Source organism: Paenibacillus sp. F411 (genome assembly GCF_017582705.1).
In the GTDB taxonomy this organism is placed as follows: Bacteria; Bacillota; Bacilli; order Paenibacillales; family Paenibacillaceae; genus Paenibacillus_AQ; species Paenibacillus_AQ algicola.
This window is the reverse complement of the sequence record NZ_JAGFIP010000018.1, coordinates 73,213-92,264: the sequence shown is the minus strand read 5'-3', so window position 1 is coordinate 92,264 and position 19,052 is coordinate 73,213. Positions and strand designations below refer to the sequence as shown.

Below are 19,052 nucleotides of genomic sequence, written 5' to 3'. Positions count from 1 at the left end.
GGGGGCTTTTATAATGAGGACAGCACTGATCATATGGTTTCTGTTTATTAATCTGACCTCATATTTGGTGATGTCCGAGGACAAGCGCCGGGCACGGCTGGGCCGCGAACGGATCCCGGAGCAGACGCTGTTCCTGCTTGCGGCAGGAGGCGGGGCACCGGGAGTGCTGGCAGCGATGTACCGCAAACGTCACAAGACCAGGCATCTCTCCTTTCGACTAGGAATACCGCTGCTGTTGTTTGTAAACGCGGTCATTTACGGGTACCTATGGACATAATAAGCAGGCTAAAGGGCATGCTCCGGGGTTTCACCTTACCGGGTTGAAGGTTAATGAAGGGCAATTCTTTCTTTAACCTGGGAATGAGGTGGGCTATATGCTGTTCAAAAATATATTGCTGGCTTATGACGGATCGGAGCTGTCCGAGAAGGCACTGGAGCAGGCGCTGGGGCTGCTGAAGGTCATGCCGGAGGCAGCGCTGGATATCGTGCACGCTTATGAATTTCCTCGCTTTTTCATCGGAGAGGGCATTGCGCCGGTTCCGGGAACGGTGAATAAGGAGATTTTTGATGTGGCGGAGCAGACGACGAACGAGCTGAAAACCCGGCTGCGCGAAGCCGGTGTGGACGGGAACGTACAGATGATTCAAGGTGCACCGGGAGAGGTGCTGGTAGAATTTGCTGTTCAGAACGGGAATGACCTGATTGTGATCGGCAGCCGCGGTCGCAGCGGTATCCAGGAATTTATGCTGGGAAGCGTCAGCCATCATGTCGTTCAGCACGCCGGCGTGCCGGTGCTGGTCGTTAAATCATAATTCGAGAGCGGGGACACGGCTTCAGGGACACCATGGGTGTTCCTTTTTTTATAGGAACAGGAGCCTTGATTTTACAAAAAGCGAACATTAGATTTTACGAACAACTAAACGTTCGTGTTTAGGTTGACACCCGGTGTTAGAGATTGTTAAACTGAAATTATCAGGGCTTATTTATCTCATGAATGATCTATCCCATGAAATAACGGCCTAATTGTATAGGTCTCGTATAAAGCCGGGGATAAGGCCCGGAGGTTTCTACCCGAAAACCGTAAATTTTCGGACTACGAGGGAACAGGGCATAAGTCAGCAGGGCCATGTGTCGATGACTGCAGAAGACCGCCCTGACAGGTATTTTTTGTGCCCGGACTTTAATCGCCATTATGATTTCATCATAGAGCAGGTCCGGTGTTCCCTTGGAAGTCCGGTCCTTCTGCACAGCTGCAGAAAGAGCCGGATTTTTTTAATAGCTAAGTGTAGTTGAATCCTGAGAAAGCAGGTGCATGATGTCGGTAAAAGCAGCAGTCATTATGGGCAGTCAATCGGATTGGGATACGATGTCCCACGCATGCGAGGTGCTGGAGGAGCTAGGCATCCCCTATGAGAAGAAAGTGGTATCCGCCCACCGGACGCCGGACTTGATGTTTAAATATGCTGAAGAGGCAGAAGGACGGGGCATTCGCGTAATTATTGCCGGAGCGGGCGGGGCAGCCCATCTGCCGGGTATGGTGGCGGCGAAGACCGTGCTGCCGGTGATTGGTGTGCCGGTGCAGTCGAAAGCGCTGAACGGTCTGGATTCTCTTCTGTCCATCGTGCAGATGCCCGGCGGCGTGCCGGTAGCAACGGTGGCGATCGGCCGCGCGGGGGCAGTCAATGCAGGCTTGCTGGCCGCCCAGATTCTCGGAACCGCCGATGAGGCGATCCGGGCCAAGGTGCAGGAGCGGCGTGACCGCACCCGCGATGAGGTGCTGAAGGGCAGTGACCTGTTATGAGCAAACGTATCAATGAAGGACAAGCTGCTCCAGTGCTTCCGCCAGGCTCCGTCATTGGGGTGCTCGGAGGCGGTCAACTCGGCCGCATGATGGCTCTGGACGGAATGAAGATGGGGTATCGGTTCATGACGCTGGACCCCGTCCCGGATTGTCCGCTGGGCCAGCTGGCTCCGCAGATTACGGCGTCTTACTCTGACCGTGAGGCGGCTGCGGAGCTGGCCTCCAGGTCAGATGTCATCACTTATGAATTCGAGAATGTTGACGCAGCCGTAGCTTCATTGCTGGAAGAGCAGTCCTATGTTCCTCAAGGCAGCCGACTGCTCTATACGACGCAGAATCGTCTGCGGGAAAAGGCGGCGATTGAAGCTGCTGGCGTTCCGGTTGCTCCTTACCGGGAGATACACAGTCTTGAGGAGCTTCAGGCTGCTGCGGCAGCTCTGGGCCTGCCCTGTGTGCTGAAGACCGCAACAGGCGGCTATGACGGCAAGGGACAGGCGGTGCTGAGGGAAGAAGGCCAGCTGGCTGAAGCCTACGACACTCTGGCAGCAGCTGGAACACAGCTCGTGCTGGAGAAATTCATCACCTTTAGCAGTGAAATTTCTGTCATTGCAGCGCGAACACCGGCTGGTGAGGTCAAGAGCTTCCCGCCGGCGGAGAATGTGCATGTAGACAATATTTTGCACGTATCCATTGTGCCCGCCCGAATTCCTACAGAGGTTCAGCGCCGGGCCTGCCAGGTGGCGGAGAAGGTAGCAGAGGGCTTAGAAGCTGTTGGTCTGCTGGCCGTTGAAATGTTCTTGACAGACCAGGGCGATATTTATGTGAACGAGGTGGCTCCTAGGCCGCATAACTCGGGTCACTATACGATGGAAGCCTGCGCTACCTCACAGTTTGAGCAGCATGTGCGTGCGATCTGCAGCCTTCCTCTCGGAGACACCGCGCTGCTGAGTCCTGTTGTGATGGTGAACCTGCTGGGCCAGCATGTCGAGCCGGCTGTGGAGCGCCTCACAGGCAAGGATGAACTTGCAGAGTCGCTTGGCATCGTGCCGAAGCTTCATTTATATGGAAAGAGTGAAAGCAAGCACGGCCGCAAGATGGGGCATATCAACCTGTTGTGCGGTGATGTGGAAGATGCGTTGAAATGGATCGAGCAGACTAATATTTGGAGGCTGAATCAATGATTGAACGTTACAGCAGACCGGAAATGCGGGCCGTTTGGACCGAGGAGAACAAATTCAGAGCCTGGCTGGAGGTTGAGCTTTGCGCCTGTGAGGCTTGGGCAGAGCTGGGCGTAATTCCGAAAGAGGATACCGTCACCCTGCGCCAGAATGCTTCTTTTAATATTGACCGGATCTACGAAATCGAGCAGGAGACGCGCCATGACGTTATTGCCTTTACCCGCGCAGTCTCGGAAAGCTTGGGCAATGAGCGCAAATGGGTTCACTACGGTTTGACCTCCACAGATGTTGTGGACACGGCCAACGGCTATCTGCTGAAGCAGGCTAATGAAATTCTGGAGCAGGATCTGCTGCGCTTCATCGACATTTTGCGCGAGAAGGCGCTCTCCTACAAGCATACCCCGATGATGGGACGCACACACGGCGTTCATGCCGAGCCGACGACCTTCGGTTTGAAGATGGCGCTGTGGCATGAGGAAATGGTCCGCAATCTGGAGCGCTTCCGCCACGCCGCAGATGCGGTGCAGTACGGCAAGATCTCCGGCGCAGTTGGCACATACGCGAACATTGATCCGTTCGTAGAGGAGTTTGTGTGCCGCAAGCTGGGTACAAAAGCGGCTCCGATCTCCACCCAGACGCTGCAGCGTGACCGCCATGCGGAATATATGGCGACGCTGGCGCTGATCGCGACGTCTCTGGACAAGTTCGCTACCGAGGTCCGCGCGCTGCAAAAGAGTGAGGTCCGGGAGGTGGAGGAAGCTTTTGCCAAGGGGCAGAAGGGCTCCTCGGCAATGCCGCACAAGCGCAACCCGATCGGCTCGGAGAACATCTCCGGCCTGGCCCGCGTCATCCGCGGCCATATGGTGTCAGCGTATGAGAACGTGCCGCTGTGGCATGAGCGCGATATTTCACACTCCTCCGTGGAGCGGATCATTTTGCCGGATGCAACCATGCTGCTGAACTACATGCTGAACCGCTTCGGCAACATTGTGAAGAATTTGACGGTGTTCCCGGACAACATGAAGCGCAACATGGCCCGTACATTCGGTGTTCCGTTCTCCGGCCGCGTCATGACGAAGCTGATCGACAAGGGCTTCAGCCGGGAGCAGGCCTACGATACAGTGCAGCCGAGAGCGATGCAGGCGTGGGAAGAGCAGCGCCAGTTCCGCGAGATTGTGGAGAGCACGCCGGAAATTACTGAAGTGCTGAGTGCAGAGGAGATTGAGGATGCGTTCAATCCTTCATGGCATCTGAAGCATGTGGATACGATTTTTGACAAGCTGGGCTTGAAATAGAAGTAAGGCGGCTCCGGCTGGAGCTGCCCCTTCAAAGGGAGTGGAGAATATGGGATCTCGCGCACTGTCCACAGCTGTGGATCTGATTGATGCGCCGCTGCTGTACAAAGGCAAGGTCAGAGAGCTTTATGATCTTGGGGAACATCTGCTGATTGTGGTCACGGACCGCATCTCGGCGTTTGATTACGTGCTGGACCCGCCGGTTCCCGCCAAGGGAACAGTGCTGAACCAGCTCAGCGCTTTTTGGTTTGACCTTACGAAGCATCTCATGGATAACCACGTGGTGCATACCGATGTTCATGCATTAGGCGCAATCGTCAAGGACCCGGAGGCGCTGGAGGGAAGAGTGATGGTGTCCAAGCGGGCCGAGCGCATTGATATTGAGTGTGTGGTCCGCGGCTACATTACCGGAGGAGGCTGGCGGCAATACCAGTCCACCGGAGAGATCAACGGCATTCATCTTCCGGAAGGCATGCGGAAGAATGAGGCCTTTAAAGAGCCCATCTTTACGCCTGCAGCCAAGAACGACGTCGGCCATGATGAGGATATCTCCATGGATACGATGAAGGACATGGTGGGGGCAGAGCTCGCACTGGAGCTGCAGGAGAAAAGCCTGATGCTCTACCACTATGCCCATAATTACTGCGCCGAGCGGGGCATCATCCTGGCAGACTGCAAGTTCGAATTCGGCCTGCTGGACGGCAAGGTGATTCTCATTGATGAAATCTTCACTCCCGATTCCTCAAGATTCTGGGATCAGAGCAAGTACGAGCTGGATATTGAAATTGACAGCATGGACAAGGAGCCGGTCCGCAGCTACCTGGCGGGAACCGACTGGGACAAGAACAGCAAGCCGGAGGAGCTTCCGGCCGGTGTCGTTGAAGAGACGACTCGCCGGTATACCGATATTTACCGCCGCATTACGGCACCCGTTCAATCAAACTCTTAATTCCTATACGATACCGAGGAGGAACATCAAAGACATGTTAAAAGCAAAGGTCTATGTCACCATTAAGCAGAGCGTTTTGGATCCACAGGGAGTTGCCGTTCAGGGCGCTCTTCATTCCATGGGTTTTCAGGAAGTGGAAAGCCTTCGGATCGGCAAGTATATGGAAGTAGAGCTGAATACGGATGACCGTGAAGAGGCGGAAGCGCGTTTGAAAGTCATGTGCGAGAAGCTGCTTGCCAACACCGTGGTTGAAAATTACCGCTTCGAACTGGAGGGCTAAGTATCATGAGATTTGCAGTACTCGTGTTTCCCGGCTCCAACTGTGATATTGACTGCTACAAGGCGGTAGAGCAAACGGTTGGTGAGCCTGTTGATTACGTTTGGCATACCGCAACCGACCTGTCGGCATATGATGCCATTCTGGTACCCGGCGGCTTTTCCTACGGCGACTATCTGCGCTGCGGCGCCATTTCTCGCTTCGCTCCGGTAATGAGCGAGGTCGCGAAGGCAGCAGAGCAGGGCAAGTTTATTCTGGGCATTTGCAATGGCTTCCAGATCTTGACGGAGGCGGGCTTGCTGCCAGGCGCTCTGCGCCGCAATGAATCGATGAAATTCCGCTGTCATGACAGCGTTCTGAAGGTCGTGAACAACGAAACTCCATTTACCCGCCACTATAGTGAGGGACAGGAGATCGTCATCCCGATCGCACATGGAGAAGGCAACTACTACTGTGATGAAGAGACACTGCAGCAGCTGCGTGACCGTAACCAGATCGTATTTACGTACAGCGACAATCCGAACGGCTCCGTTGCGGACATCGCTGGCATTTGCAACGAGCGTGGCAACGTGCTGGGCATGATGCCGCATCCGGAGCGGGCGGTGTCCAGCCTGCTTGGCTCGGAAGACGGAAAGGCAATGTTTACATCCATCATTCAGACCTGGAGGGATACACATGGCGCAGCAAGTGTCCGCTAAAGAACCTACCGCAGAACAGATTGCGGAACACCGACTATATGAGCAGATGGGCGTGTCGGACAGCGAGTATGATCTGATCTGTTCGTTCATGGGACGCAAGCCGAATTATACGGAGATTGGCGTATTCAGCGTCATGTGGTCCGAGCACTGTGCCTACAAAAATTCCAAGCCGCTGCTCCGCCGTTTTCCAACGAGCGGTCCGCGCGTGCTGATGGGACCCGGCGAAGGCGCAGGGATCGTTGACATCGGCGACAATCAGGCCGTTGTATTCAAAATCGAAAGCCATAACCACCCCTCCGCTGTAGAGCCGTTTCAGGGCGCAGCGACCGGAGTCGGCGGCATTATCCGTGATATTTTCTCCATGGGTGCAAGACCGGTAGCGATTCTGAACTCGCTTCGTTTTGGCAAGCTAGAGAGCGATCGGGTGAAATATTTGTTTGAGCACGTCGTTTCCGGCATCGCCGGCTACGGCAACTGCATCGGCATTCCGACCGTCGGCGGTGAGGTAGTGTTCGATGAGAGCTATGAAGGCAACCCGCTTGTAAACGCGATGTGTGTCGGCGTCATCGACCATGACAAAATTCAGCGCGGTGTCGCCAAGGGTGTAGGTAACCCGGTCTTCTATGTAGGACCTCCTACCGGCCGTGATGGCATTCACGGAGCAACCTTTGCTTCGGTAGAGCTGACTGAGGAATCGGAAGCGAACCGTACTGCGGTTCAGGTTGGCGATCCGTTTATGGAGAAGCTTGTCATGGAATCGTGCCTGGAGCTGATCGACTCCGGGATCGTGCTGGGCATTCAGGATATGGGCGCAGCCGGCCTCACGTGCTCCAGTGCTGAAATGGCAAGTAAAGCCGGCAACGGCCTGGAGCTGTATCTGGATCAGGTTCCGCAGCGCGAAGAAGGCATGACGCCTTATGAGATGATGCTGTCGGAATCCCAGGAGCGTATGCTTTTCGTTGTTGAGCCGAAGGATGAAGCGCAGGCGCGGGAAATTTTTGAACGCTGGGGCGTGATTTGTGCGAAGGTCGGCAAGGTTACAGACGACGGCCGCCTGAAGCTGTTCCATCACGGTGAGGTGGTCGGCGATATGCCGGTTACGGCGCTCGTGGATGAGTGCCCGGTGTATAACAAGCCTTCCTCGGAGCCGGCTTACTTCGCCGAACAGGCCAAGGTGGATACGACACGTTATGCGGAAGTCACAGACCTTGGCGGCGCGTTGAAAAAGGTGCTGGGCTCCCCTAGCCTTGCGAGCAAGGCCTGGGTATACAACCAGTACGATTATATGGTACGCACCAGCACGGCAGTACGTCCGGGCTCGGACGCTGCGGTTGTAACCGTGGACGGCACACGCAAGGCGCTGGCTATGACAACGGACTGCAACGGCCGTTATGTATATCTGGATCCGGAAACCGGCGGCAAGATTGCTGTCAGCGAAGCAGCGCGGAACATCGTCTGCTCCGGCGCAGAGCCGCTGGCCATTACGGATAACCTGAATTTCGGATCTCCGGAGAAGCCGGAAATCTTCTGGCAGATGGAGCGGGCTGTTGACGGCATGGCAGAAGCATGCCGCGAGCTCAATGCTCCAGTCATCGGCGGTAACGTCAGCCTGTATAACGAAAATGCCAAGGGAGCGATTTACCCGACGCCGGTCGTTGGCATGGTCGGTCTGATCCATGATGTAGACCATATCACGACACAGGACTTCAAGGCGGAAGGCGATCTGGTGTATCTGCTGGGCGAAACATTTGCGGAGCTGGGCGGAAGTGAATTCCAATCGGTAATCCACGGCGTTTCCGAGGGACGTCCGCCGGTGCTTGATCTGGCTAAGGAAAAAAGACTGCTCAGCGGCGTGCTGACAGGTATCCAGTCCGGCTTCATCTGCTCCGCGCATGACGTATCCGAGGGCGGACTTGCCGCTGCTCTGGCCGAGAGCTGCATCAGCGGACAGATTGGCGCAAGCATTGAGCTGCAGAGTGAGCTCAGAAATGACATGACGCTCTTCAGTGAAAGCCAGTCCCGGATTATCGTTTCGGTTACCCCGGGGAATGAGTCCAATCTGGAGCAGCTGCTGAAGGAAGCCGGCGTTCCGTTTGCTGCGATCGGACGGGTTGGCGGCAGCGAGCTGCATATTTCGATCAACGGTGCTTCCGCGGTACAAGAACCGGTGGAGGCTTTGAAAGCCGTCTGGGAGGATGCCATCCCATGCCGAATGAAATAATGCCTGAAGGCTTATGGACTGGCGATTATTACAACGAAGGCAGCGGCAAGGACGGCGTCTTTGATAAATTGAAGGAGGAGTGCGGGGTGTTCGGCGTGTTCGGACATCACGACGCGGCTTCACTCTCCTACTACGGACTGCATGCTCTGCAGCACCGCGGTGAGGAGAGTGCCGGTATTTGTGTAGCGGACGGTGTACAGTTCCGTTATCATCGCGGCATGGGGCTCGTCAAAGAGGTGTTCGGGCGGGAGCTGCTGGAGTCTCTGCAGGGAGACCGCTCTATCGGACATGTCCGCTACTCTACGAGCGGCGACAGCCAGATTACGAATGCCCAGCCGCTCGTCTTTAAATATCGCCAGGGTAATCTTGCGATTGCTACGAATGGCAACATCGTCAATGAACCGGCACTGCGCCGGGAGCTGGAGGATTCCGGCTCCATCTTTCAGACGACCAGCGACACCGAGGTCATCGCGCATCTTATTGCCCGGTCCCCTAAAAATTTTGTTGAAGCAGCCAAGGATGCTTTGCAGCGTCTGGTAGGCGGATTCGCCTTTCTGCTGATGACGGGCGATAAGATGATTGTGGCTTCGGATCCGAACGGTCTGCGTCCGCTGACGATGGGGCGTCTTGGAGACGCCTACGTCTTCGCATCGGAGACCTGCGCGATGGAGGTCATCGGTGCCGAGCCGGTCCGCGACATTGCACCAGGCGAGCTGCTGGTGCTGGATGCTGACGGACTGCACGAGGACCGTTATACCGAAGCCGGCAGAAAAGCGCTGTGTGCGATGGAGTATATCTATTTCTCCCGTCCGGACAGTGACATGAACGGCTCGAACCTGCATTCCGCCCGCAAGCGGATGGGCAGCCGGATGGCGCTGGAATCCTTCGTGGATGCCGACGTCGTTACCGGAGTTCCGGACTCCAGTATCTCCGCTGCCATCGGCTATGCCGAGCAGACGGGTATTCCGTACGAGCTGGGACTGATCAAGAACAAGTACACGGGCAGAACGTTTATTCAGCCCAGCCAGGAGCTGCGGGAGCAGGGCGTCAAGATGAAGCTCAGCGCCGTACGGCGGGTCGTGGAAGGCAAGCGGGTAGTCATGATTGATGATTCGATCGTGCGTGGAACGACGTCGCGGAGAATCGTGAATCTGCTGCGTGAGGCCGGAGCGACTGAGGTGCATGTGCGGATTACGTCGCCGCCGTTCCAGAATCCGTGCTTCTACGGCATCGACACGCCGGACCGGAGGGAGCTGATTGCTTCTTCCAAGAGCGTGGACGAGATCTGCCGGGAAATTAACGCGGACAGCCTCTCCTTTCTGACGCCGGATGGCCTCATATCGGCCATTGGGGGCTACGACGAGAACAGCCCGAAGGGCGGCTTGTGCCTGGCCTGCTTCGATAATGAGTATCCGACACAGATTGATTTCGGCGGGGAAGAGAAGATGGGGTGCAGCTGTTAAGGAAGGCGGCTTAGCTTTCAACAACCAGTGCACCTATGATCTGGTATCCTGCATGCAATGAAGTTAAGTCCATAAATGATTCAAGCCATAAAGCAACACGCTTGATACCGGCACGAACATCATCCGGCAGTTGAAAAGGAAGTCCTGTGGATTCCTGCTGGACTGGCCGGATGGTTCTGTCTGTGTCATCAAATACGTATCCATTAATTTCTTTAAAGGAGTGTTTCGCGCGTGTCTGATACTTATAAAAACGCCGGAGTCGATATTGCGGCAGGCAATGAAGCGGTAGAACGGATGAAAAAACACGTCAAAACAACGTTCAGGCCGGAGGTCATGACGGATCTGGGCGGATTTGGCGCTTTGTTTCAGCTGAATAAGGATCAATATGAAGAGCCGGTTCTCGTCTCCGGTACCGACGGCGTAGGCACCAAGCTGAAGCTCGCATTCTCGATGGACCGCCATGATACGATCGGGATCGATGCTGTAGCGATGTGTGTCAATGATGTCGTGGTGCAGGGTGCAGAGCCGCTCTTTTTTCTGGACTACCTGGCCTGTGACAAGGTCATTCCTGCAAAAATTGAATCCATCGTGAAAGGCATCGCAGACGGCTGTAACCAGGCGGGCTGCTCCTTGATCGGCGGCGAGACCGCGGAAATGCCAGGAATGTACAGCGAAGGCGAATATGATATCGCCGGCTTTACGGTAGGCATCGTGGACAAGCGCAAAATGATCACTGGCCAAAATATCGCTGCCGGCGACACGGTCATTGGACTGGCGTCTAGCGGCGTGCACAGCAACGGCTTCTCGCTCGTACGCAAGCTGCTCCTGGAGCAGTCTGGCTACAAGCTGGATCAGGACATTGAAGCATTGGGAGGCCGTCTCGGGGACGTGCTGCTCACACCGACCAAGATTTATGTGAAGCCGCTGCTGGCCTTGATGAAAGAGGTAGAGGTTAAGGGCATGGCGCATATTACAGGCGGAGGCTTTATCGAGAACATTCCGCGGATGCTTCCAGAAGACGTCAATGTCAATATCGAATACGGCTCCTGGCCGATTCTGCCGATCTTCCAGCTGATGCAGGAGCAAGGCGGAATCTCGAATAAAGATATGTTCACAACCTTTAATATGGGCATTGGCATGGTGATCGTTGTCTCCAGCGCCCAGGCAGAACAAGCTGTTGAGCTGCTGAAGGCTGCAGGAGAAGAACCGTACGTGCTGGGACAGGTCACAGCAGGCGAGCGGATTGTGACCTTTACAGGGGCGGACGTTTAATGGGCTCTTACCGGATCGCCGTGTTTGCTTCCGGCACCGGGAGCAATTTTCAGGCGCTGCTGGATGCGCAGCGTAAGGGGAGCTTGCAGGCGGAAATCGTCCTGCTTGTGTCGGACAAGCCGAACGCCCCGGTTGTGGAGCGTGCCCGAAATGCCGGAATCGAGGTGTTTCTGTTTCAGCCCAAGGACTATAACCAGCGGGAGGATTATGAACGCGAGATTCTGAGTCAGCTGGAAGCGCAGGGCGTAGATCTCATTGTGTTGGCAGGCTATATGAGACTGCTGACCTCCGTACTGGTAGCGCCGTACAGCGGACGGATGATCAACATTCATCCGTCACTGCTGCCGGCTTTTGCAGGCAAGAACGCAATCGGACAAGCACTGGAATACGGTGTAAAGGTGACGGGAGTGACCGTTCATTTTGTCGATGGGGGCATGGATACCGGACCGGTCATTGCCCAAACGGCGCTGGACATCCAGCCCGGAGAAGAAGAAGCCGCCCTGACAGAGCGTATTCATGCTGCGGAACAGCAGCTTTATCCAGCGGTCGTTTCCTGGTTTGCTCAGGGGCGGATTATCTTGGAGGGACGTCAGGTGACGGTGCTGCCGCTGCGTTAAGAAGATCAGGCGCTCAGCCCAACCTTCTGCAGCAGTCCATGCAATAGCCTCTTAGCTCAATCTGGGCTGCAATTATATAAAGTCCGATTGAGCTTCAGGCATTCTGAATAAAGCCCCGAATACTGCCGGGCAGGTTACATATTTCTCGGGAAATACTGCCCCATATCTTCCTTCTCGACAGCATTTATCGCTGGTAAGGCAGTGTTTAGGGAACTTTGCATAAATTAGGAGGAATCCATAGTGAGTATCAAACGAGCGCTGGTTAGCGTCTCTGACAAAACAGGTATCGTGGAGTTTTGCCGCGAATTGTCTGCATTAGGCGTCGAAATTATTTCTACAGGCGGAACGAAATCCTTGCTGGCGAAGGAAGGCGTGCCGGTCATCGGCATTTCGGACGTAACCGGCTTTCCGGAAATTTTGGACGGACGTGTCAAAACACTGCATCCTGCCGTGCACAGCGGCCTGCTTGCCATTCGTGACAGCAGTGAGCATCAGCGTCAGATGCAGGAGCTTGGACTGGACTATATCGATCTGGTGGTCGTCAATTTGTATCCGTTCCAGGAAACAATTGCGAAGCCGGATGTTGAGTATGAGGACGCAATTGAAAATATCGACATCGGCGGTCCAACCATGCTGCGCTCTGCAGCAAAAAATCACGCGTTTGTCAGTGTTGTTGTCGATGCAGCGGACTATGCTTCCGTATTGGAAGAGGTTTCAGCAAGCGGCGATACGACGCTGGAAACGCGCAAACGCCTTGCAGCCAAGGTGTTCCGCCACACCGGCGCATACGACACCTTAATCTCCGAATATTTGTCGAATGTAACCGGCGATCCGCTGCCGGAGCGTCTCAGTGTTACTTTTGAGAAAATCCAGGATTTGCGCTATGGCGAGAATCCACATCAGAAGGCTGCCTTCTATCGCAAGCCGCTTGCTCCAGCCGGTACGCTGACAACAGCAGAGCAGCTTCACGGGAAAGAGCTGTCCTACAACAATATTAATGACGCGAACGCAGCACTGCAGATCGTTAAGGAATTTGACGAGCCGGCTGTCGTAGCCGTCAAGCATATGAATCCATGCGGTGTTGGCGTTGGTGCAACGGTGCTGGAGGCTTACCAGAAGGCGTATCATGCCGATCCAACCTCGATTTTTGGCGGTATTGTGGCCGCAAACCGGACCGTGGATGCAGAGACTGCCGAGCTGCTGAAGGATATTTTCCTCGAAATTATTCTGGCTCCGGATTTCACGCCGGAAGCGCTGGAGCTGTTAACCCGCAAGAAGAATGTGCGCCTGCTCAAAATGGGTGAGTTCGGTTCGGCGAAGGAGCGCACATCATCCCTGAACGTAACGTCCATTGAGGGCGGGATGATCGTGCAGGAAAGTGACGTGCATTCTCTGGATGCTGCGGAGCTGAAGGTGGTCACAGAGCGTCAACCGACAGAGGAAGAGCTGAAGCAGCTGCTGTTCGGGTGGAAGGTTGTTAAGCACGTGAAATCCAATGCCATCGTTCTGGCAGCAGATGATATGACCGTCGGTGTCGGCGCCGGTCAGATGAACCGTGTCGGCTCAGCGCGGATTGCGATTGAGCAGGCAGGGGAGAAGGCTCAGGGAGCTGTAATGGCTTCCGATGCGTTCTTCCCGATGGGAGATACTCTGGAGCTGGCGGCGAAAGCAGGCATTACTGCTGTTATTCAGCCCGGCGGCTCGATCAAGGACGAAGAGTCGATCAAGGTTGCTAACGAGAACGGCATCGCCATGGTGTTTACCGGCGTAAGGCACTTCAAGCACTAAGCCCTGCCGCGCTATAACGATTCACTTTGGCAGCTAGCAGGCTAGGAATGACCAAATTCACACGGAAATGCCGTTTATCCCTCGGGAGACGGCATTTCCGCATATGGAGGGAACCCATGGATATTCTGGTAATCGGCGGCGGCGGCCGCGAGCATGCAATCGTCTGGGCTTTGGCCCAAAGCCCGAAGGCGGGAAGTATTTATTGTGCGCCGGGCAATGCCGGCATCGCGCAGCTGGCAGAGTGTGTGCCCATCGCAGTCGGTGAGTTTGAGAAGCTGAAGGCATTCGCACTGGAGAAAGAGGTCGGGCTGGTTGTCGTCGGACCGGACGACCCGCTCGCGGATGGCATCGTTGACGTGCTGGAGGACGCGGGCCTGGCCGTATTTGGACCCCGTAAAAATGCAGCCGAAATTGAAGGCAGTAAAACCTTCATGAAGGATCTGCTCCACAAGTACAGCATTCCGACCGCCGCATATGAGAAATTCGACAGCTACGAGCAAGCACTGACCTACCTGCGCAGCCAGAAGGCGCCGATCGTCATTAAGGCTGACGGGCTGGCCGCCGGTAAAGGGGTAACCGTCGCTCATACGATGGAAGAGGCGGAGCAGGCGCTGCAGGATATTATGCAGTCCAAGGTGTTTGGTGAGGCTGGCAGCCGTGTCGTCATTGAGGAGTTTCTAGAGGGACAGGAGATGTCGATCCTGGCGTTTGTCGACGGAGAGACGGTCAAGCCCATGTCGGCAGCCCAGGACCATAAGCCGGCATATGACGGAGACAAGGGACCGAACACGGGCGGTATGGGAACCTATTCCCCGCTGCCTCATATTCCGTCTTCTGTCATTGAAGAAGCGGTCGAGCAGATCATTAAGCCGACAGCCAAAGCGATGGTCGCTGAAGGCCGGCCGTTCCGCGGCGTGCTGTTCGCAGGCCTGATGATTACGCCGGAAGGGCGCGTGAAGACGATCGAATTCAACGCCCGGTTTGGTGATCCGGAGACGCAGGTCGTCCTGCCGAGACTGAAGACGGATCTGCTTGAAGTGTTCCTTGCAGCGGTCAATGGCACACTTGCAGAGCTGGAGCTGGAATGGCGTGAAGAAGCAGCAGTCTGCGTTATTCTGGCGTCCGGCGGTTATCCGGCCTCGTATCCGAAGGGACTGCCGATTACCGGCCTGGAATCGACGAATGATACGTCCATGGTCTTTCATGCAGGGACGGCCTTAAATGCTGAAGGTCAGGTGGTCACAAGCGGAGGCCGGGTGCTGGGCGTTGTGGGTCTGGGTGAGGATATTGCTTCAGCCCGTGACAATGCTTATCAGCGTGCCGAAGGCATTACATTTGAAGGCAAGCATTTCCGTACCGATATTGCTGCCAAGGCGTTGAAATAGCTTCCCGGTCCTGAAGGCTGAAATATGGGCATTGCGTCTAGAAAAGGCTGTTCTCCAAGTGCTACACAGGAGGACAGCCTTTTTAATTTGGAGCTCCAGCACGTTGGTTATAGGCTACTATAAGTCGTAGCGCATGAAATTTTTCGCTAATGCAAACGATTGCTCAAATGGAGAGGCGTATCAATCCGCTACAGGAGCAAATCTTGTCCAATTCTAAGTATATTCTCGCGAAAAATTAGATAAACTGCATAAGAAAGCGATATAGGGAGAAAAAAGGAGATAATAAACAATTAATCAGCATTTTCAGTCTGTGCAAACGTTTTTACAAAGACTTGCGCATGGTGTATGATGTTTCTAGTGAATGAAGCGCTTTCTCATTAAAAAAGTCTTGGGAAACGGTTTCGCCCTACATAAACTACAATGGGCTTGAAAGTTTTCTGAAATCGTTTGCGCAGAGTTCCAAGGTGATTCAAGAACATTATTGAGAGGGGTTATTTTAGAATGAAGATGAAAAAGGTTATGACACTCGCCGCTGCGTTCACTATGGCATTCTCGATCACAGCATGCGGAGGCAACACAGCAGCTCCAGCTCCGGAAACTCCAGCACCTGCTGAAAATACACCAAAGACGGAAGCTCCACCAGCCAATTCCCCAGAGCTGGCACCTGAAGAAGGCGCTAAGCTGGTCGTTTGGGAAAGTAAAGACGAAAGAGCTTACACGGATGAAGTTATAAAAGCATTTACCGAAAAATATGGTGTAGAAGTTACCCTGGAAGAGCTGGCTCCAACGGATCAGCTGACTAAGCTGGCACAGGATGGACCATCCGGCCTCGCCGCTGACGTTGTGATCTTCCCGCATGACCAGCTGGGTAGAGCGGTATCCTCCAATCTGGTACTGCCAAATGACTACTTCGATGTAGAGACGAGAGAAGCAAACTCTGAAGCAGCAATTCAGGGCGCATCCTTCGATGGCGTACTGTATGGCTACCCTCGTGCAGCTGAAACCTACCTGATGTACTACAACAAGGATTTGGTTCAGGAAGCGCCTGCAAGCTTCGAAGACGTTATTGAATTTGGCAAAAGCTTCACTGACAACACGAAAAACAAGTATGCGATCATGTGGGAAACGGGTAACCTGTACTTCACATATCCGTTCCTGGCTTCCAACGGCGGCTACATCTTCGGAAGCAACGGTACAGATGTGAATGATATCGGGATCAACAATGAAGGCGCTGTAAAGAGCATGGAGGTTTACCAAAGCCTGAATGAAATTCTGCCCGTCAAAGCCGGTGACATCACTCCGGACATCAAGCGTGCACTCTTTAATGAAGGCGACCTGGCCATCGACATTAACGGTCCTTGGGAATTGGCAGGCTACAAAGCAGCACTGGGCGACAAGCTGGGCGTAGCACCGATTCCAACGATCGCAGGTCAGCCGGCTGTATCCCTGTCCGGTATTAAAGCTTGGTACGTCAATGCAAACTCCCAATATCCGAATGCTGCCCGTCTCTTCGCAAACTTCGCAACGAATGAAGAGAACCAGCTGAAGCTGAGCGAGCTCGTAGGCTCCGTACCAACCAACAAAGCAGCTCAGGAATCCGATCAAATTAAAAACGACCCGTACCTGTCCGCGTTCACAGAGCAGTTCAACAGCTCTGTACCAATGCCTTCCGTACCTGAGATGAACAATGTATGGTCTCCGGTGGGAGCGGCACTGACAGAAATCTGGGATAACAACAAAGACATTAAAGCTTCCCTGGACAACGCAGTCAATCAGCTGAAAGAGCTGAACAGCGGCGCAGCGAAGTAAGCAGCACCCTATAGAATAACGTACAAAGATGTTCACCCGCCGCGGGCCGGCGGGTGATTCCTCGATTATACGGAGAGGAGAATGGATGGAGAATGCGTCAACATCGAATGATCGCAGCCATATTGTCAGCAGTTTGTATGGGCTTGGGCCAACTGTATAATCGTCAATGGATGAAAGGCATTATTTTAACTGTGATCGGGGCGGGAAGCCTTTATTTTTTCTTTAACAATCTGGGAGATGCCCTGTGGGGAATTACAACCCTGGGAGAGCAAGGCAACCGCTTTGAGAAGGTGGATGGCCTGACCAAGCTGGTGCCGGGAGATCATTCCATCAATCTCCTGATTGAAGGGCTGATTGTTCTGATTCTGCTTGCTCTGTATCTTATCGCTTATTACGCAAACATCAAGAACGCTTATAACGCAGGAAAACAAAGGGATCTGGGCGAGAAGCCCAACACGATGAAAGACACCCTTAACTATATTTTTGAAGTTAAATTTGCACAATCCTTTCTGACGCTGCCTGCATTCGGCATTTTGTTCTTTACGGTGATGCCGATTATATTCATGGTCATGCTGGCATTTACCAACTATTCAGCGCCGAATAACCTGCCTCCGGCGAAGCTGGTGGACTGGGTCGGCTTTGAAACCTTTACCAGCCTGGTAGCGCTTAAATCATGGAGCCATACCTTCTATGGCGTATTAACCTGGACGCTGATCTGGGCGGTGCTAGCCACAGTTACGACCTATTTCGGAGGCATGCTCGTTGCCCTGCTCATTCAGCAAAAAGGCATTCGCTTCAAAGGCATGTGGCGTGTCATCCTGATTATTCCTTATGCAATTCCACAGCTGATTTCCCTGCTCGTGATGCGGAATCTGTTCAACGGTCAATTCGGCCCGATTAATCAGTATTTTAAATACTTCGGTTTAAATGGCCTGCCATGGCTGACAGATCCCTTCTGGGCAAAGGTTACGGTTATCGTCGTTAATATGTGGGTCGGCATCCCTGTATCCATGCTGCTGATCATGAGTGTATTGACCACAATTCCGAAGGATTTGTATGAAGCTGCCGAAGTCGATGGGGCAAGCGGATACCAGAAATTCAGAATTATTACTCTGCCGATGATCCTGTTCTCGACAGCACCCGTGCTGATCACACAGTTCGCCGGTAACATCAATAACTTTAATGCGATTTTCCTGCTGACCAACGGTAACCCGGTCGTCGGCGACTATCAGTATGCCGGAGCTACCGATTTGCTTGTCACCTGGCTCTACAAGCTGACACTGGATCAGCAGCGCTATAATATGGCGTCCGCGGTCGGCATCATTATCTTCCTGATTATCGCCAGCTTCTCGATTTACAACTACCGTCGTTCCAGATCGTTCCGAGAGGAGGATATGATCCAATAATGGGAATCAAGCTGAAAAACACCATTCGCCTGACGTTCAGCTACCTGCTGCTCGTGATTATCGCCATCGGTTGTATTTATCCGGCTGCCTGGGTCGTGTTGTCTTCCTTCCGTCCCGGAAAGTCGCTGTATAGCAAGACATTTATTCCGGAAGCCTTTACCCTGAGCCATTACCAGGAGCTGTTTACCTCAAACACCTTTATGTTTACGACCTGGTATGCTAATACGTTAAAAATTGCCGTGCTATCCATGGTCATCGGTACGCTGCTCGTGCTTCTGACCAGCTACTCGGTTTCCCGCTTCCGCTTTAAGGGACGGAAGAACGCACTGTCTACGATTCTCGTACTGGGTATGTTCCCGGGCTTCATGAGTATGATTGCGATTTACATTTTGCTGAATTCTCTGAATCTCCTGAACACGCATATGGCGCTGATCATCGTGTATGCGGCGGGTGCGCCGCTAGGCGGAACGTTAATTATGAAGGGCTTCCTGGATACCATTCCGCGGAGCCTGGATGAAGCCGCCAAGATTGACGGAGCTACCAACTTCCAGATTTTCCGAAAAATCATTCTGCCGCTTTCCAAGCCGATGATTACGTACATGGGTCTGACCTTATTCGTTGGTCCATGGGTGGACTTCATCTTTGCCCGCCTGGTGCTGCGGACGAAAGAAAACTGGACCCTGGCCGTTGGACTGTGGGATCTCGTAAACTCTCAGCAGAACAGTAACTTTACGCTGTTTGCGGCTGCATCTGTATTGATTGCCCTGCCGATTACGATACTGTTCGTCTTCCTGCAGCGCTTGCTGGTGGATGGTATGACTGCCGGCGCGAGCAAGGGATAAGGAAAGACATCGTGAACTTACGACAACGCCTATAACGTTGAATAGAGCTTA

At 53.9% G+C, this 19,052-nt stretch carries 17 protein-coding genes and 1 riboswitch; all 17 genes read left to right on the top strand.

The genetic code is table 11. The annotated features are described in order from the left end of the window. Window positions 1–13 precede the first annotated feature (13 nt). Complete coding sequence (locus tag JJQ72_RS17070) at window positions 14–277, top strand: DUF1294 domain-containing protein (protein ID WP_138224558.1); 264 nt, start codon at window positions 14–16, stop codon at window positions 275–277. Between the two features lie 97 nt (window positions 278–374). After that, window positions 375–812: a universal stress protein gene (locus tag JJQ72_RS17065; RefSeq protein WP_138224559.1), complete on the top strand. Its 438-nt coding sequence runs from the start codon at window positions 375–377 to the stop codon at window positions 810–812. 202 nt (window positions 813–1,014) lie between these two features. Then, window positions 1,015–1,116: riboswitch (purine riboswitch) on the top strand. 199 nt (window positions 1,117–1,315) lie between these two features. Then, window positions 1,316–1,801, top strand: coding sequence for a 5-(carboxyamino)imidazole ribonucleotide mutase (purE, locus tag JJQ72_RS17060; RefSeq protein ID WP_138227612.1), 486 nt, complete (start codon window positions 1,316–1,318; stop codon window positions 1,799–1,801). Next, window positions 1,798–2,982: a 5-(carboxyamino)imidazole ribonucleotide synthase gene (gene purK / locus JJQ72_RS17055; RefSeq protein ID WP_208204426.1), complete on the top strand. Its 1,185-nt coding sequence runs from the start codon at window positions 1,798–1,800 to the stop codon at window positions 2,980–2,982. The genes purE and purK overlap by 4 nt, the downstream gene beginning before the upstream one ends. Beyond that, entirely contained in the window at window positions 2,979–4,274 is a 1,296-nt protein-coding gene (purB, locus tag JJQ72_RS17050; RefSeq protein WP_138224562.1) for an adenylosuccinate lyase, read from the top strand. Before purK ends, purB begins: the two co-directional genes overlap by 4 nt. Window positions 4,275–4,323: 49 nt before the next feature. Further along, a complete protein-coding gene (locus tag JJQ72_RS17045; protein WP_208204425.1) occupies window positions 4,324–5,223 on the top strand; it encodes a phosphoribosylaminoimidazolesuccinocarboxamide synthase in 900 nt (299 codons plus the stop codon). A 34-nt stretch (window positions 5,224–5,257) separates the two neighbouring features. Then, the gene (gene purS / locus JJQ72_RS17040; RefSeq protein WP_138224564.1) at window positions 5,258–5,503 is read left to right on the top strand and encodes a phosphoribosylformylglycinamidine synthase subunit PurS; all 246 of its coding nucleotides are present in this window, start codon (window positions 5,258–5,260) and stop codon (window positions 5,501–5,503) included. 5 nt (window positions 5,504–5,508) lie between these two features. After that, the gene (purQ, locus tag JJQ72_RS17035; RefSeq protein ID WP_138224565.1) at window positions 5,509–6,198 is read left to right on the top strand and encodes a phosphoribosylformylglycinamidine synthase subunit PurQ; all 690 of its coding nucleotides are present in this window, start codon (window positions 5,509–5,511) and stop codon (window positions 6,196–6,198) included. Continuing rightward, the gene (gene purL, locus JJQ72_RS17030; protein ID WP_208204424.1) at window positions 6,176–8,419 is read left to right on the top strand and encodes a phosphoribosylformylglycinamidine synthase subunit PurL; all 2,244 of its coding nucleotides are present in this window, start codon (window positions 6,176–6,178) and stop codon (window positions 8,417–8,419) included. Before purQ ends, purL begins: the two co-directional genes overlap by 23 nt. Further along, a complete protein-coding gene (gene purF / locus JJQ72_RS17025; RefSeq protein WP_138224567.1) occupies window positions 8,404–9,882 on the top strand; it encodes an amidophosphoribosyltransferase in 1,479 nt (492 codons plus the stop codon). The genes purL and purF overlap by 16 nt, the downstream gene beginning before the upstream one ends. A gap of 231 nt (window positions 9,883–10,113) precedes the next feature. Then, a complete protein-coding gene (gene purM / locus JJQ72_RS17020; RefSeq protein ID WP_208204423.1) occupies window positions 10,114–11,154 on the top strand; it encodes a phosphoribosylformylglycinamidine cyclo-ligase in 1,041 nt (346 codons plus the stop codon). Beyond that, on the top strand, window positions 11,154–11,771 hold the full coding sequence (purN, locus tag JJQ72_RS17015; protein ID WP_208204422.1) for a phosphoribosylglycinamide formyltransferase: 618 nt from the start codon (window positions 11,154–11,156) through the stop codon (window positions 11,769–11,771). Before purM ends, purN begins: the two co-directional genes overlap by 1 nt. A 240-nt stretch (window positions 11,772–12,011) precedes the next feature. Further along, complete coding sequence (gene purH, locus JJQ72_RS17010; RefSeq protein WP_138224570.1) at window positions 12,012–13,559, top strand: bifunctional phosphoribosylaminoimidazolecarboxamide formyltransferase/IMP cyclohydrolase; 1,548 nt, start codon at window positions 12,012–12,014, stop codon at window positions 13,557–13,559. 116 nt (window positions 13,560–13,675) lie between these two features. Continuing rightward, window positions 13,676–14,944, top strand: coding sequence for a phosphoribosylamine--glycine ligase (purD, locus tag JJQ72_RS17005; RefSeq protein WP_208204421.1), 1,269 nt, complete (start codon window positions 13,676–13,678; stop codon window positions 14,942–14,944). A gap of 501 nt (window positions 14,945–15,445) precedes the next feature. Further along, on the top strand, window positions 15,446–16,753 hold the full coding sequence (locus JJQ72_RS17000; protein WP_208204420.1) for a sugar ABC transporter substrate-binding protein: 1,308 nt from the start codon (window positions 15,446–15,448) through the stop codon (window positions 16,751–16,753). A gap of 92 nt (window positions 16,754–16,845) precedes the next feature. Continuing rightward, complete coding sequence (locus JJQ72_RS16995; RefSeq protein ID WP_138224573.1) at window positions 16,846–18,159, top strand: sugar ABC transporter permease; 1,314 nt, start codon at window positions 16,846–16,848, stop codon at window positions 18,157–18,159. Further along, on the top strand, window positions 18,159–19,001 hold the full coding sequence (locus tag JJQ72_RS16990; RefSeq protein ID WP_138224574.1) for a sugar ABC transporter permease: 843 nt from the start codon (window positions 18,159–18,161) through the stop codon (window positions 18,999–19,001). The genes JJQ72_RS16995 and JJQ72_RS16990 overlap by 1 nt, the downstream gene beginning before the upstream one ends. Window positions 19,002–19,052 lie beyond the last annotated feature (51 nt).

Bases quoted from the DNA above. Each gene is read 5' to 3' on its own strand.
- JJQ72_RS17070 (WP_138224558.1), top strand. From the start codon at position 14: ATGAGGACAGCACTGATCATATGGTTTCTGTTTATTAATCTGACCTCA.
- JJQ72_RS17065 (WP_138224559.1), top strand. From the start codon at position 375: ATGCTGTTCAAAAATATATTGCTGGCTTATGACGGATCGGAGCTGTCC.
- purE (WP_138227612.1), top strand. From the start codon at position 1,316: ATGTCGGTAAAAGCAGCAGTCATTATGGGCAGTCAATCGGATTGGGAT.
- purK (WP_208204426.1), top strand. From the start codon at position 1,798: ATGAGCAAACGTATCAATGAAGGACAAGCTGCTCCAGTGCTTCCGCCA.
- purB (WP_138224562.1), top strand. From the start codon at position 2,979: ATGATTGAACGTTACAGCAGACCGGAAATGCGGGCCGTTTGGACCGAG.
- JJQ72_RS17045 (WP_208204425.1), top strand. From the start codon at position 4,324: ATGGGATCTCGCGCACTGTCCACAGCTGTGGATCTGATTGATGCGCCG.
- purS (WP_138224564.1), top strand. From the start codon at position 5,258: ATGTTAAAAGCAAAGGTCTATGTCACCATTAAGCAGAGCGTTTTGGAT.
- purQ (WP_138224565.1), top strand. From the start codon at position 5,509: ATGAGATTTGCAGTACTCGTGTTTCCCGGCTCCAACTGTGATATTGAC.
- purL (WP_208204424.1), top strand. From the start codon at position 6,176: ATGGCGCAGCAAGTGTCCGCTAAAGAACCTACCGCAGAACAGATTGCG.
- purF (WP_138224567.1), top strand. From the start codon at position 8,404: ATGCCGAATGAAATAATGCCTGAAGGCTTATGGACTGGCGATTATTAC.
- purN (WP_208204422.1), top strand. From the start codon at position 11,154: ATGGGCTCTTACCGGATCGCCGTGTTTGCTTCCGGCACCGGGAGCAAT.
- purD (WP_208204421.1), top strand. From the start codon at position 13,676: ATGGATATTCTGGTAATCGGCGGCGGCGGCCGCGAGCATGCAATCGTC.
- JJQ72_RS17000 (WP_208204420.1), top strand. From the start codon at position 15,446: ATGAAGATGAAAAAGGTTATGACACTCGCCGCTGCGTTCACTATGGCA.
- JJQ72_RS16995 (WP_138224573.1), top strand. From the start codon at position 16,846: ATGCGTCAACATCGAATGATCGCAGCCATATTGTCAGCAGTTTGTATG.
- JJQ72_RS16990 (WP_138224574.1), top strand. From the start codon at position 18,159: ATGGGAATCAAGCTGAAAAACACCATTCGCCTGACGTTCAGCTACCTG.